The 16,311-nt window shown below is 41.2% G+C and carries 10 protein-coding genes, 1 tRNA gene and 1 pseudogene; 5 read left to right on the plus strand and 7 right to left on the minus strand.

From position 1 onward, the window contains the following. Window positions 1–109 precede the first annotated feature (109 nt). Both L8106_RS15710 and L8106_RS32255 read right to left on the minus strand, forming a co-directional pair. Window positions 110–1,027, minus strand: a complete 918-nt coding sequence (locus L8106_RS15710; RefSeq protein WP_009785332.1) for a glycosyltransferase family 2 protein — start codon at window positions 1,025–1,027, stop codon at window positions 110–112. Window positions 1,028–1,158: 131 nt separating this feature from the next. Continuing rightward, window positions 1,159–1,353: a hypothetical protein gene (locus tag L8106_RS32255; RefSeq protein ID WP_156803701.1), complete on the minus strand. Its 195-nt coding sequence runs from the start codon at window positions 1,351–1,353 to the stop codon at window positions 1,159–1,161. Between the two features lie 225 nt (window positions 1,354–1,578). On the opposite strand from L8106_RS32255, the gene L8106_RS15715 reads away from it, so the two are divergent. Both L8106_RS15715 and L8106_RS15720 read left to right on the plus strand, forming a co-directional pair. Then, window positions 1,579–3,303, plus strand: coding sequence for an efflux RND transporter periplasmic adaptor subunit (locus L8106_RS15715; RefSeq protein ID WP_009785333.1), 1,725 nt, complete (start codon window positions 1,579–1,581; stop codon window positions 3,301–3,303). 168 nt (window positions 3,304–3,471) lie between these two features. Continuing rightward, window positions 3,472–6,774 (plus strand): efflux RND transporter permease subunit, encoded by a 3,303-nt coding sequence (locus L8106_RS15720; RefSeq protein ID WP_009785334.1) that lies wholly within the window; start codon window positions 3,472–3,474, stop codon window positions 6,772–6,774. 205 nt (window positions 6,775–6,979) lie between these two features. Here the strand turns inward: L8106_RS15720 and L8106_RS15725 are convergent, their stop codons facing one another. The 4 genes from L8106_RS15725 to L8106_RS15740 all read right to left on the minus strand — a co-directional run bounded on the left by L8106_RS15725 (window position 6,980) and on the right by L8106_RS15740 (window position 11,525). Next, window positions 6,980–7,609 carry a CatB-related O-acetyltransferase gene (locus L8106_RS15725; RefSeq protein WP_009785335.1) on the minus strand — a complete coding sequence of 210 codons (630 nt, stop codon included), beginning with the start codon at window positions 7,607–7,609 and terminating at the stop codon, window positions 6,980–6,982. A gap of 145 nt (window positions 7,610–7,754) precedes the next feature. Further along, the gene (locus L8106_RS29680; protein ID WP_009785336.1) at window positions 7,755–9,908 is read right to left on the minus strand and encodes an SPFH domain-containing protein; all 2,154 of its coding nucleotides are present in this window, start codon (window positions 9,906–9,908) and stop codon (window positions 7,755–7,757) included. Window positions 9,909–9,936: 28 nt separating this feature from the next. Further along, complete coding sequence (locus L8106_RS15735; RefSeq protein ID WP_009785337.1) at window positions 9,937–10,617, minus strand: OB-fold-containig protein; 681 nt, start codon at window positions 10,615–10,617, stop codon at window positions 9,937–9,939. Between the two features lie 293 nt (window positions 10,618–10,910). After that, entirely contained in the window at window positions 10,911–11,525 is a 615-nt protein-coding gene (locus tag L8106_RS15740) for a hypothetical protein (RefSeq protein WP_009785338.1), read from the minus strand. A 254-nt stretch (window positions 11,526–11,779) separates the two neighbouring features. Here L8106_RS15740 and L8106_RS15745 point away from each other — a divergent pair. Beyond that, a tRNA-Val gene (locus tag L8106_RS15745) sits at window positions 11,780–11,853 on the plus strand. A 222-nt stretch (window positions 11,854–12,075) separates the two neighbouring features. On the opposite strand, the gene uvrB is transcribed toward L8106_RS15745, so the two are convergent. After that, window positions 12,076–14,073: an excinuclease ABC subunit UvrB gene (uvrB, locus tag L8106_RS15750; RefSeq protein ID WP_039896468.1), complete on the minus strand. Its 1,998-nt coding sequence runs from the start codon at window positions 14,071–14,073 to the stop codon at window positions 12,076–12,078. A gap of 483 nt (window positions 14,074–14,556) precedes the next feature. Here uvrB and L8106_RS15755 point away from each other — a divergent pair, with 483 nt between their 5' ends. Continuing rightward, window positions 14,557–14,964, plus strand: a complete 408-nt coding sequence (locus L8106_RS15755) for a hypothetical protein (RefSeq protein ID WP_009785340.1) — start codon at window positions 14,557–14,559, stop codon at window positions 14,962–14,964. A gap of 269 nt (window positions 14,965–15,233) precedes the next feature. After that, window positions 15,234–16,287: pseudogene (locus L8106_RS15760) on the plus strand (RNA-guided endonuclease InsQ/TnpB family protein); the annotation flags it as partial. Between the last annotated feature and the right edge of the window lie 24 nt (window positions 16,288–16,311).

The raw sequence follows: 16,311 nt of genomic DNA on the forward strand, positions 1-16,311 counted from the left end.
ATTCAAATTAATTTCAGTAAGTGCGGTTCTCAATTCCAGATTTTAGATTAATTTAAGATAATTTAAGACAGAATAAAGGTTTAACCTGATCCTTTTTCTTGTTCTGACTTTAGAGTTCTCGATACGCGGCATACACCGCTCGAACATTGTACCAATTCAAAAAAATCCGGGCAATTTCTAAAGCCAGTTGAGGTTTTCCCTGATTAATCAGCCATTGTAAAACGCCCGACATGGTACGTTCATTTAATCGACCTCCAACACTTAAAAACCCCCAAAGAACTTGATGTAATATTGTCATTTGAATCATCATTTTAACTTCAAAACTAGGATGTTTTTGATAAAACAAAACACCCATTCTACCGCGTTGAATTTCCCGATCAATCAAATTAGGAAGTTGTTCTAGGGCAAAAGGAGGATGCCAATGATAACCCACAGCCTCGGGACATTTAATTAACGTCAATCCTAATGTTTTCAGGCGAACACCCAGTTCTAAATCTTCCCAACCATAGAGATGAAATTGCGTGTCAAATAATCCGGCTTCCATTAACCAATGACGAGCAATTGCAACATTTCCCGTTGCAAAATAAGCCGCAGAAAAATCAGTAATTTTGTAGGGTTCAGAGGTTGGATATTCAAAATTACAGGTATTAATTACCCGACCATAAGTAAAAACGCGATCGCTAGTTTGATAACCCTGAATCAATGCACTCGCATGAGCTTTGAGAAAGTTTTCAGTAACAACTAAATCACTATCAATAAAAATAATTGTATCACCTTGAGCCTGTTTAACGCCTAAATTTCGCGCGGCAGCAGGCCCTTGATGAGCTTGACAAAACCAACGAACATGAGGAAACTCTAGCTGATGGTCTTGTAACCATTTTAAAGTGCCATCTGTTGAACCATCATCCACTAAAATAACTTCATAATTTTCAATGCTGGTGTGATTAGATTGGTGTTCAAGTGCAGTTAAACACTTTTTGAGAATCGGTAAACGATTGTAAGTGGGAATAATAACACTAAAAAACATCATTGAGAAATAAAATTGAGAAGTTTAGGATTGGCGAGTCGGACTAATTGATGAAAGATTCCGACGAGAACTGAAAAGACAGCGAACTGAAAAAATACGTTATAATTTTTAGCATTCAATAGCGTATCATCTTAGTATATATTCAGCGTCGTGTTAGAGTGATCAGCCCTCGGAGTTTTACCGCCAACTCCTGTCAAAGAGGTGTCTGAGAACGTCGGAAATGCTGGATCTAGTCGCCAGATTTGATGAGATGACCTGATCCGGGTGCGTTCAATGACGGTACAAAATAGCTCAAATCGTCTCAAAATAGTGAGTTGAACAGTCATTCACGCTTTCTCGTCAAATTTTGATCATTTGGTTTTGAACCCAACATCCAATTTAAGGGGAGGTAGCGGGGAAAGAGTGAAAGTTACCTGTGATCACTTCTGACTTGTGCCTTCTAACGAACTTTTAATCTCATGCTCCGGAAAGATGAACAAATTTCTCAAAATTTATTAAACTTTGTAAAGACAAAGCCCGTCTAAATCCACGATGACTGATTGAGTAAATCTATGTCAAACGCTCCATTGTCCAAATCTACAGAAAAAGAGGCACAAGATTCATCAACTGTGTTGAACCCAATACGGGATAATACAGTCGATCAACCTCAAGTTTCCTCTATATCGTCTCCACCTCAACCTCAACCCGCCAAACAAGGGATCGGATGGTTACAAGTGCTAATTGTGATCGTGATGGCTTTGGGTGCAGGGTTCGTTGGGGGGAAATGGTGGGAAAACCAACAAGCCAACAAACCCCAAACCGCAAGTCAAGCAGCCTCTAGTCCGCGAACCATTCCCGTTAAATTAGCCACCGTCGAGGGAACCACCCTACAAGAAAAATCGGAGTTTGTGGGGACGTTAGAAGCGATACGTTCAGTCGATATTCGTTCCGAAACCGCAGGACGGATCACTCGGATCTTTGTCGAGTCGGGGGATACAGTCACAGAGGGACAAGCGATCGCCCGGTTGAAAAGTGATAATATCGAAGCCGAACTCCGACGCGCCCAGGCTAATGTAACTCGCGCTCAGGCGAATTTAGCGCAACTGAGGGCGGGAACTCGTCCCGAAGAAATTGATCAAGCCGAAGCCCGCTTAAATCAAGCCCAAGCTCGTCTAGATGAATTAAAAGCCGGAACTCGTTCTGAAGAAGTCGCTCAAGCCAGAGCCAGATTAAACCAAGCTCAAGCCCGTTTAACTGATGCGCGATCGGGAAGTCTTGAAGACGAAATTGCTCAAGCGCGATCCAGAATTGAAGCCAATCAAGCTGATTTAGAACTCGCAAGGGAACGAACGAATCGTTATAATCAGTTGCGAGAACAGGGTGCAGTTTCTCAAGATGAACTGGAAGAATTTCGCCAAAATGAACGGCGATTGAGTGCTACTGTCGAGGAATCTCAAAGACGTTTACAACAACTCCAACAAAGTCAAAGAACTCAAATTGAGCAACTCCAATCAACGGTTGAAGAAGAACGTCAAGCGTTGCGACAATTGGAAAATGGGGCGCGTCCGGAAGAAATTGCTCTCGTTGAGGCCGAAGTTGCTGAAGTCCAAAGTGAATTGAATCAATTATTAAATGGAACTCGTCCTGAAGAAATTGCTCAAGCCGAAGCCGAAGTTGCAGAAGCAATTGCTGAGGTGAGTGGTTTAGAAGTTCAACTCGAAGAAACGGCAATTGTGGCTCCGTTTACGGGTATTGTGGGAGATGTTTCGGGTAAAATTGGTGATTTTCTCAGTCAGGGTGATGCGATTACAACCTTAACTGAAAATCAACGCTTAGATTTACGTTTACCGATTCCAATTGAACGAAAAGCGGATTTAAAAATCGGATTACCTGTCACAATTAGTGATCCTCAAGGTGAAGTTCTCGCTACCGGAAAAATTAGTTTTATTTCACCAACCGTTAATCAAAACTCTCAAACTTTGTTAGCCAAAGCGACATTTGATAATCAATCAGGACGGCTACGAGATAATCAGTTTGTCCGTTCAATGGTAATTTGGAATGAACGGTCAGGTACAGTAATTGTGCCTGTCAATGCGATTACTTTTCAAGGGGAGCAACGCTTTGTTTATATTAGTGAAGGGGTCGAGACATTAACAGCAAAAAAACAACAGGTAGAATTAGGTTTAGTTCAAGGGGATAATGCAGAAGTGTTGTCAGGATTACGACCAGGACAAAAATTAATTGTATCTGGGACTCAAAAATTATCTGATGGGGCGGCGATTAAAGTCGTTGAATAAAGTAATCTATTCAAAAAAAATGTTGCTGAATCTGAGGAATAAAATTTTATCAAATTAGGGTTTGATTTACCAAAAACCTAGAAAATATGACTTCCAACTCTAGGTTTGAGAATGGGGCAACACATCTCAACATCTCAATGCTAAAATACTCAATCGTCTTCACTCATCATGTTCACCCATTTCTTTATCAAAAGACCCGTCTTTGCTTCCGTTTGTTCCCTATTCATTATCTTAATTGGATTAATTAGTTTTAGTCGGCTTCCCGTTCAAGAATTTCCCAGTATTGACCCGCCTCTGGTGACCATTCGCACCACTTATCCCGGTGCAAATCCAGAGGTTGTAGAAACAGAAGTTACAGAAATTATTGAAGCTGAAGTTAATAGTGTCGATGGGATTAAAACCCTCAGTTCATCAACGCGGGAAGGCGTCAGTACCATTCGAGTTCAATTCAACCTAGAACGAGATTTAGAAGCGGCAACTCAAGACGTTCGTAACCGGGTTTCACAAGTGGTTGGGAGACTTCCCGATGATATTGATCCCCCCGTTGTTTCTAAAGAAAGCAGCGACGATGAACAAATTATGTGGATTGCGGTTTATGGGGAAAATTTCACCACCCTAGAACTGAGTAACTACGCAGATTTGTTTATTAAAAATGCTCTGGAAACCGTCGATGGAGTCGGGAGTATTATTATCGGAGGAGAACGTCGTTATGCGATGCGACTGTGGCTAGATTCGCAAAAAATGGCGGCTCGAAATATCACTGCATTAGATGTTGAACAGGCATTAAGACGACAAAATGTAGAGATTCCGAGTGGTCGTATTGAAGGAGAAATGACTGAATATCCAGTCAGAACTTTAGGACGTTTACAACAACCCGAAGAATACGAAGACCTGATTATTAAAAACAACGCTGATGGTTCTCAAATCAGTTTAAGAGATATTGGACGAGCGGAAATCGGCGCTCAAGATGATCGCACCATTGCTCGATTTCGAGGCTTACCTGCGGTTTCTTTGGGGGTGAGTAAACTTTCGGGTTCAAACCTGTTAGAAGTGGCGAGTGGTATCAAAGCACAGATGGCTGAACTTGCCAAAATTTTCCCCGAAGGAATGAGTTATACCATTGCGGTTGACTACTCAGAATTTGTGGAAATTGCCATTGATGAAGTTTGGCATAGTTTATTATTATCTATTGCTTTGGTTGTCCTCGTTATCTTTGTTTTCTTGCGAAATTGGCGAGCAACTTTGATTCCGGCTATTACGATTCCCGTTTCTTTAATTGGGGCGTTAGCGGTGATGTTTGTGCTAGGATTTTCGGTTAATACATTAACCCTATTTGCCCTGACTCTGGCGACAGGTTTGGTTGTAGATGACACCATTGTTGTGTTAGAAAATATTGTTCGCTATATCGATGAAAAAGGCATGAAACCCCTGCCGGCTGCTTTAGAAGCGGTGGGAGAGGTTGTATTTGCGGTGATTGCGACAACAGTTGTATTGGTGGCGGTGTTTGTTCCGGTGGGATTTTCGGGAGGAACAACGGGAAGATTATTTAATGAATTTGCAATTACCTTAGCGGGTTCAGTGATTGTTTCTTCCTTCGTAGCATTAACTCTTGCACCTGCGGTTTCGGCTCGAATTCTCAAACCGAAAAGTACAGAAAAACGCAATGTTTTGATGAAAGTATTGTCTGTTCCTCTCGATTTTTTAGAATGGGGAATTGACCTGATTCAGATGATGTATGGTCGGTCTTTAAAGATAGTAATGCAGCTTAAACCTGTTGTATTATTAGTATTTTTGATGTCTTTAGCCGTAACTGCATGGCTATTTGTACAAATCCCTCAAGGTTTTTTACCGACTGAAGATCGAGGGCGAGTTTTTATTCCGATTAATGCTCCTCAAGGTGCCAGTGTAGAATATACCAGTAATGTGGTTCAACAAGTCGAAGATATCCTCGCAGACGTTCCCGAAATGAGGGCTTATTTCACGTTATCAGGATTTGGTCGAGGTGCCTCTCAAGGAAACCGAGGATTTGCTTTTACTCGTTTAATTCCCTGGTCAGAACGCACAGAACCGGGTCAATCTCAGCAGGAAATTGTTAAGCGATTAATTGGCAAGTTTTCCCAAATTACTGATGCAATGGTGTTTGCGATTAACCCGAGTTCTTTACCCGGAAGTAGTCGAGGTCAACCGATTAAATTTGTCATTCAAGGAACAGATTTAGAAGAACTGGCTGCGGTGTCTGATGAGTTTACAAAACGAGCGCAAGCATTACCAGAAGTGGTCAACGTTGATACGGATTTAAAGATTAATAAACCGGAGTTGATCTTAGAAGTTGATCGGGCTTTAGCGGGTAATTTAGGGGTGTCAGTTCAGGATATTGCCCGCACGCTACAAATTATGTTGGGGGGTGAAGATATCACCAATTTCAACCAGGGAAATCAGCGTTATGAAGTCATCGTTCGGGGTGAAAAAGAATATCGTTCAACGCCAGATGATATTCAAGAATTATATGTGAGAACTGAACAGGGACAAATGATTCCCTTGAGTAGTTTGGTCACTGTAAAAACCTCAACAACGCCTCCGCAAATCAATCACTTTAACCGCTTTCGTGCCGCAGAAATTGAAGGAAGTCCAGCCGCAGGTGTGAGTTTAGGAGATGCTATTACGGCTTTAGAAAACTTAGCTTCGGAAGTGTTACCGGAAGGAATGCGAACTGATTTATCAGGAGAGTCGCGAGAGTTTCGAGATGCGGGTGATGCGACGCTGTTAATTTTTGGTTTGGCGATGACGTTTATTTTCCTGACTTTAGCCGCCCAATTTGAAAGTTATGTTGATCCGTTGATTATTTTGTTGGCTGTTCCGTTGTCGCTTTTAGGTGCTTTTGCGGCGTTGTGGATAGCTGAATTGGAGTTGAATATTTACAGCCGTATTGGGTTAATTATGTTGATTGGTTTAGCGACGAAAAACTCTATTTTGATTGTCGAGTTTGCCAACCAATTACGACTCCAAGGATTATCGATTACAGAAGCCGCTTTAGAAGCCGGAGAAGTTCGATTTCGACCCATTTTAATGACCGCTTTTTCGACAATTTTTGGGGTACTTCCTCTGGCTTTAGCGACGGGTGCAGGTGCAGCAAGTCGGGTTTCTATTGGCTTGTGTGTATTAGGAGGAATGCTGATTTCTACTATTTTGAGTTTGTATATTGTGCCAGTCTTTTATGTGATTGCTCAAACTCTACAACTCAATTTGATTGGAAAATCATCGACTGAAACAGACTTAAATCCCGCCCCCGAAATGAACGGACATTTTGAGAACTGGAATGGGAATGGTAATGGTAATGGGAATGGGAATGGTAATGGGAATGGGAATGGGAATGGGAATGGTAATGGTCATCATCAGAATGGAAAGGGTAAAAATGGCTCATCTAATCAGAAGCAAACAAAGGATTCTGAACTATCAAACCAGAATAATTAGAGTTTAAGACTGCCAATCATAGAAACCTGGTTTCTCTAAGGAATCGGGTTTCCAACTCTGACTTTATTCTATTTTTTTTAACTATTTTCAACCTGATAAAATACTTGTAATAATCCAGACTCATACGTTTTAATTTATGGTAATTTATAGAGGCTATGAATAATCGTATTTTTCGCATATTTTAGTCCTAAAATATTGATGTAGATTATGTTGCTTTCCGCAAAGCATCAAGATCGGAACCACAAATCGCTTTAAGATTACGGGTTATTTTGTCAATTTCCCAATCCCACCAGCAAATTTCTAATAGTTCTTGAATGATTGATTCTTCAAACCGTTTGCGAATTTCTTGAGCCGGATTTCCCCCAACAACTGTATAAGGTTCAACAGAGCGAGTAACAACCGATTGACTGGCAATAATCGCACCATCCCCCACCTGAATACCCGGCATAATTGTCGCACCATAACCAATCCAAACATCATTACTAATCATTGTATCGCCTTTATTCGGCCAAGAATCTGGCATTGCCACTTCCCAACCCAAACCAAAAACTGGGAAGGGATAATTTGTAAACCAATCTGTGCGGTGATTTCCTCCATTCATAATAAATTTGACATCAGAGGCGATAGAACAAAATTTACCAATAATCAGTTTATCTCCTCCAAAATCAAAGTGATAAAGAACGTTGCGTTCAAAATTTTCGGGATTCTCAAAATCATCATAATAAGTATAATCCCCAACAATAATGTTAGGATTTTTGATGATATTCTTTAAATAAACGAGGCGAGTTTGATTCGGCAACGGATATTGCTGATTGGGAGAAGGGCCATTATTCATTGATAGATTCGTCGAAATTGAGCAACTAACCTTTAGATTAACAACAATTTGTTCTGAAAATTCCCATCAACCTCATCACAATGATTACCAACAGTCTGAATTTTGATGCCGATGGGAATCTTGATGGAATCGGAATGTAAAAAACCTACCCAACTGAGGGAGGAATAACAGAATTATCGGATTTTTGAGTGTTGCTTGTCTTGTTTTTCGCGGGTTCTGACTCCTTTGAGACGACTGATTCTGTAAACTGTTCTAACTCCTGGGGTAATGTACCGCCCGAACCCCGCATCAATTGAGTTAAACCCGCCAGTAGTGAAACCAACTTCCCGTCTTCCAACAAAGAATTAACCAACGTCATCCCACTGGTAGACATCATCAATTTGCTAATTTCTTGCGTGCTACTATTACCATTTGCCCCCGGAAACGCATAGATTTTAGCATCCCCTAAAACTCCGGGTTGTGGGGCTAACGCCGTCATAATTTCTGGCAGATTATCAATCATTTGAGGGCCAAGTTCACTAATCACCTGAGCAATTCGGTTAGCATCGCTAATTGCATTTTCAGCCTTCACTTTTGCTTCGAGTCCGTCGGCTGCGGCTATTTCTTTATCGCGATTAGCGTCGGCGAGAGTACGAATAGATTCCGCTTCCAAATCTGCCGCTTGGCGGGCAATTTCCGCTTGTCGTTTGCGACGAAATACATCAATTTCTACCACATTTTGTTCCGTGATACGTTGCCGTTCAGCTTCTTGTTCAGCGATAATCACAGATAAGCGCTGTTGACGTTCGGCTTTCTCAATTTCCGTTGCTGTTGTTACCCCGGATTCTGCTTTAGCCCGTTCAGCTTCAGCAATTAACCGTTCCTGTTCTTTTGCCGCAATTGCAATCGCCGCTTCTTGTTTGGCAAGTTGAGATAAGCGTTCAGCTTCAGCAACTTCAACTTGGGCAGTCAGACGGTTAGACTCAATAATTTTCTGTCGTTGAATTTCCGCCATTTCTGCTTCTTGTTTTTGCAAAGCTTGGGCAACTTTGAGTTTTTTCTCTTGTTCTTCTACTTCAACTTGGGCGGAGAAACGGTTGGAGTCGATGGTTTTTTGTCGTTGAATTTCCGCCATTTCTGCTTCTTGTTTTTGCAAAGCTTGAGCAACTTTGAATTTTTTCTGTTGTTCTTCTAGAGTAATATCGGCAATAATTTGACTTTGCTGAACGGCTAATTTTTTTCTGATTTCTTCTTCTTCAACGGCTTTGGCTTGTAGGATTTGATGACGCTCTTGGTTCGCCGCTTCTTTATCTTTTGCCTCTTGAATTTCCCGGGTTTGTTGCGCCCTCAACGTTTCAACTTCTAGCTGTTGTGCCAATTCTGCACTTTCTTTGTCTTTTTCAATTTCCAACGACTGTTTGCGAGCCACAAGTTTTTTCTGATCGATTTCCACTTGAGTTGTGAGCGCAAATTCCTGTCGTTCTCGTTCAGTAGTGAGTTCGACTTCTTCTTTTTGCTTAATTGATTTTTGAATCGTTTCAGTTCGCAATTTTACCCCTTGAGCATCAAAGAAGTTATTCGTATCATAGGTATCGCTTTCTTCGATTTCTGAAATCGCAATATTATTGAGGGTTAAACCAATTTTTTTAAGATCAGGTTCAATTAAGTTCAGTACCTCTTGAGCAAAGCCTAACTTATCGGAGTCAAGATAGGCAAGTGTTTTGCTTTTTGCTGCCGCTCGAATCGCATCATCTGCCCGTTTTTCAATGGCGTTTTTAATATCATCAGTTGTGATTTGACCATTTTGAGAGAGACGTTCAGTAGCCGTTTTGATATCTTCATCAATGGCATTAATACAAACAAAAAAGGTGACTCGCATATCCGCACGCAAATAGTCTTGAGTCCGAACAGCGAGTTTTCCAGTGCGTTCGACATCAATAGAAATTTCTTTGAGGGGAACACGAGTGAGGCGATCAAATACAGGTAATACTAAAGATCCCCCATGCTTAATCACAGTTCTTCGTTTGCGGAGAACACCTCCGGTTTTAACAAAGGCTTCGTTGGCGGGAGTGACTTGATAAAGGCGAGAATAGGCAATGGTTCCCAAAATGATTAAGAAAACAATTCCGGTAAAAAATCCGGCAAAGATAGTTAGGCTACCTCCGAGTTGTCCGATTATCGGTTGATTTGTTCTGGGAGTTAAGGGTGAAATTTGAGCCTGAAGATAAGCGGGAGTGGTTTCGATATTAGAGGTGATTGAGTCAGTTTTGGAGGTGTTAATTGCGGGTAATGATTGTAAGAAAGTTAGCCAAAATAACATTGCAGGAACTCCAATCAAATTAATATTGTTAATGAGATAAATCAGATAGCCACTGCTGACTGTCGGGACTATTGTGGGCAATCACTAGATAAGCTTGAGGTTGACGAGCAATGACGAGAACTTCTTCTCCACGCAGAGGAATCACTGTTGCCCATTCGGGTAGAGTGGCGGTAATCGTTACCCGGTTACTATCGGCGTCGAGAACATCCACCTGACCGATTTTTTGCTTGGGAATATTGACAGAAGTTACAATTGCCAGACGACCAATTAAGCGCTCGCCACGGGTATCTTCCCCAAAGGATGCAAACAGTTGACCGATGGGCCGGGCAATTGTGCTACCCACAGACAAACCTACAACAATGGCAGTAATGGAGATCACACCACTCAACCCCGCACCGGGAAGGCTTCCTGTTAGTTCACCCACGATGACGTTAAACATCCAGCCCAATAGTCCCACCAGGCTGAAATCTGTTGCTAGCAATAACAGTAACGGAACTTGACCAAACCCCAACCATCCCAACAGTTTGAGTGGACTGAAATCACCGGAAGCATCGACATCTGCATCAAAGTCTGCCTCTACATCAACGTCAACATCTGGGTCTAAATCGACTTCTTCATCACCTGCGCCCCCAAGAATTACCAGTAGGAAAAGTAAAATACCCATTCCTAAGAAAATCCAGTAGGGGAGGTTCGCCAGGTCAAATAGCATAGATATGGAGTGAGGTCAGATGAGTGGTTTGTCTCTACTAATATGTATCTCTAGTTCAGTGAGAAGTTATGCAATCAATGCTGAGAATCATTCTTGATCTCTATGACAGTCGGTTCTAAATCAGTGATGGGATACTCTGTTAGATAAATTATTGTTAAATTTTTGGCGAAAATTGAGCGTTAATCTTTACTATTTGTAACTTGAAAATAGCAAAAACAGCTATTGATTTATGTTTATTCTAGAAAACCAGAGTTTAGAGATTAACTAGGAGGTGTACTCTTTTAGCGGAAAAATCAAAGCAACCAGGTACTTTGAGAAAAGTCATCGTTAGAAGAAGTTTTAGGTTGATTTGTAACGTGTTCGGGACGATGGATTAACTGAGGTAAGTGTGCTTTTTTATCCGGTTTAACCTTCTGCTCTTTTTTCTCTTTGAGTTCTTGGTTCTCGTTTTTGAGTTTTTCCAGTTCTTCTATCAGTTGAGAATTGGTTTCTGATAATTGAAATGCTGCTTTTTGAGCCTTCTCAAGTTCCTCTTTAACATCATTCTCTTTAAGTTCTTTTTGGAGTTGAGCAATGAATTTACTTTTTTCCTCAACTTCAGATTGTAAATTTAACACCTTCTCTTGGATAGTACGTTCGTTTTCCCGAGATGTTTCTAAGCTTGATGTTAATTCAGTAATTTGGGAAGTTAATTCAGTGATTTGAACTTCGAGGTCTGCTTTAGTAGGATTCTTACGTCGCATAGTAGGAGTCTCAGTTGCTTCAGATGTCGATGATGTTTCAGTATCTTCTTGTTCTGGAACCTCAGCAGAATTAACGATTTCTGCTTCTACGGTTTGAACATCTGAGTCGCTGACTTTTTGAGCTTCCTGTTTGACCATATCCCCTAGACTTCGTTGTTTAGTCATCCTGTTTTCCTCAGATTACATCATGGTAGAGTAGCTCAGTGACGATTGTTCATACTTTTAAACATTCTACGCCACTTCAGTATTTAAAATCCTTCCATCCAAGTTTACCCTCTTAGCGTCAGAGTTGAGCCATTCGCAACGAATAAATTCTCGACTCAGTTCCCTCAAATCAGCTTCTCTAGGAAATCTCAGGAGAAAATTCACTCTAGAGGTTGCAGAGATAAGACAGTCTATGCTAAAGTTATAACTCGTTCGGACGCATAGCTCAGTTGGTTAGAGCGCTACGTTGACATCGTAGAGGTCACAGGTTCGAATCCTGTTGTGTCCATTACCCCCAAACTCTTTAACTGTCTAAGCTCTAGAGTTGGTTTATACCGCGCTGTGTGCCGTGTACTATTCCATTGGTACAAAATTGGTACAACTTTTGTCAAGATGTGACCCCTGTATAGATCAAATTACCGATCAAGATTGAACTTTTATTCAATGCAAAACACTTAATCTCGATGAATGATTCCCCTCTTTTAGAAAGTGAGGGGCTAGAGGTGAGAGACTAATGCCCAACTAACTTATCTCGTAACAGTTTAATCCGATCTCGTAATTTTGCAGCTTCTTCAAACTCTAACTTTTTCGCGGCTTCTTTCATTTGTTGTTCTAACTGACCAATAAAATTCGGAATTTCTTCTAAGGATAATTCGTCAACTTGTTCATAAACTTCTTCTAACTGTTGAGCATTTAAGCGTCGAGAAACATCCAAAAAGTCTAAAATAGCATTGCTAAACTTTTTCACAATGGTTTGGGGGATGATTCCATGTTTTTCGTTATATTCTAGCTGAATAGTACGTCGTCGTTCAGTTTCATCAATCGCTTTGATCATGCTATCGGTGAGGTTATCTGCATATAAAATGGCTTGACCTCGGATATTTCGCGCCGCCCGACCAATGGTTTGAATTAAGGAACGTGTCGCCCGCAAAAACCCTTCTTTATCCGCATCCAAAATTACCACTAACGACACTTGAGGTAAATCTAAACCTTCCCGCAATAGGTTCACTCCAATCAACACATCAAACACCCCTTGTTGTAAGTCTCGGATAATTTCTATCCGTTGAATAGACTTAATTTCTGAGTGTAGATATCGGACTTTTACACCTCGATCTTGTAGATATTCGGTTAAGTCCTCTGCCATCCGTTTCGTCAATGTCGTAATTAAAACTCGTTCATCTCGTTCAACTCGTTCCTGAATTTCTCCGAACAAATCATCAATTTGTCCTTCAGTGGGACGTACAAAAATTTCTGGGTCAACTACACCAGTCGGTCGAATAATTTGTTCAACCACTTCACCTTGAGACTGTTCAATTTCCCAATCTCCCGGTGTGGCTGAAACAAAAATACATTGATTCATTTTTCCCCAAAATTCTTCTGCCTTTAACGGACGGTTATCGGCTGCACTGGGAAGACGAAACCCATGTTCAACTAATACTCGTTTTCGGGATTGATCGCCGTTGTACATTCCCCGAATTTGAGGAATAGTCACATGAGATTCATCAATCACTAATAACCAATCCTTGGGAAAATAATCAATCAAACATTCTGGTGATTCTCCGGCTTGGCGTCCGGCTAAATGACGAGAATAGTTTTCAACGCCGTTACAATATCCGACTTCTCGCAACATCTCTAAATCATAACGAGTCCGTTGGTTTAAGCGTTGGGCTTCTAATAGTTTGCCTGCATTTTCTAGGGCTTGAACTTGCTGTTTGAGTTCGGCTTCGATATCATTACAAGCAACTTCTAAACGATCTTGTGGGGTAACAAAGTGACGGGCGGGATAGACATTTAAAGCTTCTACACTTTGCAAAACTTCTCCAGTTACCGGATCAATATAACGAATCGCATCGACTTCATCCCCAAAAAATTCGACTCGAATAATCCGATCTTCGTAAGCTGGCCCTATTTCTAAAACATCTCCCTTAAGACGGAAGCGCCCGCGAGTTAATTCTGTATCATTGCGAGTATATTGAACTGAAGCCAAATCCCGCAAGAGTTGACGTTGATTGAGTTCTTCTCCGACTCGCAGAGGAATGGCGGCTTTGAGGTATTCAGTCGGAATTCCTAACCCGTAAATGCAGCTAATAGAGGCCACAACAATCACATCCCGACGTTCAAATAAGGATCGGGTAGCCGAGTGTCGCAGCATATCGATTTCGTCGTTAATAGAAGCGGTTTTTTCGATGTAGGTATCGGTAACGGGAATATAGGCTTCGGGTTGATAATAGTCGTAATAGCTGATAAAATATTCTACTGCGTTGTTTGGGAAAAATTCTCGTAACTCATTGCACAGTTGAGCAGCGAGGGTTTTATTATGGGCTAGTACCAGGGTGGGTCTACCAATTTTTTCGACCACTGCCGCGATTGTAAAGGTTTTTCCGGTTCCCGTAGCGCCTAACAACGTGGTAAATTGGTGGTGAGCTTGAATGCTTTTCACCAGTTTGGCGATCGCTTGTGGTTGATCACCCATAGGTTGAAAGGGGGACTGTAGATGGAATAGCGCCATTTTTTAGGGGAATGGAGTTCAACTTGGATGGTAACACTTTTGCTAAGAGTTCAGTGTTCTAAGCGATGCTAATCTTTTTTACTTATCGTTACAATATGTTATTTTTCTTAGTCCGCTATTTACTTAAACCCCAAAATATTTTATACTTTGTTTAGTATTCATCACAAAATAGATCTTAACCTCTACCGAAATGGCCGAGGGGCAAGTTTGAAAAATGAGGTGAAATTTGGGGTTGAGTCCGCAGAGATCAAATATTTAACGCTTGATCTGGTGTTAGTCAAACCCGTTGAGCAGGGGGAGGGCATCACCTCTGTTTAAACTGCGAACACGGAACTTAGTTTCGGTCTAAGAATTCTCGGGTTATATTGCATAGCAATTAACATCGGGTGTATGTCAATAAATAAAAGGTATTCAAACATGGCTGTTAGCTCTTCTACGACAGGAAGGAGGACTGCGCGAACCCGTCGAACTACAGGAAAGCGTATGAATAAGGCTCAAGAAGAAACTGTAAAAGCAGAAAACACAGAAAATAATCAGGAAAAAGATATGAGTAAGGATTTAGAAATGGAAAGCAAACCAACAAAAGCGGAATCATCAGTTCACTCTGCCCCGACTCAAATTCAGGTATCTCATTCGGCGATGATCATGCCGAATCGTCCGATTGAAGAAAGTCATCTCGAAATCGTCGGAACCATTATGGGCAACCGTCCGATTTTTAAAACCGAGAGTGCTTCGGGAGTTAGTTTCGTACATTCTGAAGACTCTGTGGGTGCGATGGCAAACCGTCCTGTGGCAACAACCCAACTACAAATTACATCAATGCTTGTCAATCGCCCCGTTGCTTCTAACGAAATAGATGATCCCTATGCGTTAATGGGATATCTCGACTAAAGGACATTTTCTGAGGTAGCAAAAGCTTTAGAACTGTTGTCAGAGTTATCAATTTTCAGTCGTCATTCTGAGTTCAAAGAAGGGTATTGAGATACTGCTTGATCTACTCAGTGTGACGAATATTTTTAGAGGTTAAATTTTCAAAAACTTTTTGTTATCACCTTAAATTTACAGTCGTCACTGTCACTCTGAATGAAATGTAGAGCAGTAACTTAGTTGACGATTTATGGTACAACACGGTACTATCTGTCAGATAACATCATACATCTATGCAACGAGCTTTTAAAACAAAGTTAAAACTGAATAATAAACAGAAAACTTTAATAGCTCAACACGCAGGCTATTCTAGATGGGTTTGGAATTGGGCGTTAAACCTTTGGAACGAGGCTTATGCTGCGGATTTAAAACCCTCTGCTAATAAGCTCAAAAAGTTCTACACCCATCATGTGAAGCCTGTTTATCCCTGGATGAAAACCTTGTCCTCAAGGGTTTATCAGTTTGCCTTCATGCACTTGGGAGAAGCATTTAGTCGGTTTTTTAAAGGTTTGGCTAAATATCCAAAGTTCAAGAAGAAAGGCAGAAATGATAGCTTTACTCTTGATAATTGCGGTAAGGTTATGCAGTTTTCAGGGACTCGGTTAAAGATCCCCTTCATTGGATGGGTTAGTACCTATGAGCCGTTACCTGAAATCAACACAAAGCGAGTCACGATTAGTCGAGTTGCGGATTCCTGGTATATTTCACTCGCTTATGAATTTGAACCCGAACACACTATAAAATCAAGAGTTTATCTGGGGGTTGATGTTGGAGTTAAGGTATTGGCGACCTGCTCAGATGGGACTGTGTTTGACAATCCTAGAGCCTACAAAAAAGCTACAAAAAAGTTAGCGCGACTTCAACGTGAACTCTCTAGAAAACAAAAGGTTTCAAATAACAGGAACAAAGCTAGACTGAAACTGGCAAAAGCATATCAAAGAGTGGCTAACATCCGAAAAGTGTCAATTCATAAATTGACCTCATGGCTATGCAAAAATCACGCGGTCATTGGGTTAGAAGACTTGAATGTTTCTGGGATGTTAAAAAATCATAAGTTAGCGGGTGCTATTGCTGATTCGGCTCTGTATGAAATTCGCCGTCAGATTGAGTATAAGTCCTCGTGGTACGGTTCAAGAGTAGTTTTTGCGCTATAGATTCTATCCGTCAACTAAGACCTGTTCAAGTTGCGGACATATTCAAGAAATGTCCCTCAAAGAAAGAGTTTTTAGCTGCGAGGCTTGTGGTATCGTCATCGACCGTGACTTAAATGCAAGCCTCAATTTAAAGCATTACGCAATCACGCTATTCGGT

This window comes from Lyngbya sp. PCC 8106 (genome assembly GCF_000169095.1).
Taxonomy (GTDB): Bacteria; Cyanobacteriota; Cyanobacteriia; order Cyanobacteriales; family Microcoleaceae; genus Capilliphycus.

Excerpts from the sequence above, each read along its gene's own strand:
- L8106_RS32255 (WP_156803701.1), bottom strand. The coding sequence starts at position 1,353 with ATGACTGTTCAACTCACTATTTTGAGACGATTTGAGCTATTTTGTACC.
- L8106_RS15740 (WP_009785338.1), bottom strand. The coding sequence starts at position 11,525 with ATGACTAAACAACGAAGTCTAGGGGATATGGTCAAACAGGAAGCTCAA.
- L8106_RS15715 (WP_009785333.1), top strand. The coding sequence starts at position 1,579 with ATGTCAAACGCTCCATTGTCCAAATCTACAGAAAAAGAGGCACAAGAT.
- L8106_RS15720 (WP_009785334.1), top strand. The coding sequence starts at position 3,472 with ATGTTCACCCATTTCTTTATCAAAAGACCCGTCTTTGCTTCCGTTTGT.
- L8106_RS15710 (WP_009785332.1), bottom strand. The coding sequence starts at position 1,027 with ATGTTTTTTAGTGTTATTATTCCCACTTACAATCGTTTACCGATTCTC.
- uvrB (WP_039896468.1), bottom strand. The coding sequence starts at position 14,073 with ATGGCGCTATTCCATCTACAGTCCCCCTTTCAACCTATGGGTGATCAA.
- L8106_RS15725 (WP_009785335.1), bottom strand. The coding sequence starts at position 7,609 with ATGAATAATGGCCCTTCTCCCAATCAGCAATATCCGTTGCCGAATCAA.
- L8106_RS15755 (WP_009785340.1), top strand. The coding sequence starts at position 14,557 with ATGAATAAGGCTCAAGAAGAAACTGTAAAAGCAGAAAACACAGAAAAT.
- L8106_RS29680 (WP_009785336.1), bottom strand. The coding sequence starts at position 9,908 with ATGTTATTTTGGCTAACTTTCTTACAATCATTACCCGCAATTAACACC.
- L8106_RS15735 (WP_009785337.1), bottom strand. The coding sequence starts at position 10,617 with ATGCTATTTGACCTGGCGAACCTCCCCTACTGGATTTTCTTAGGAATG.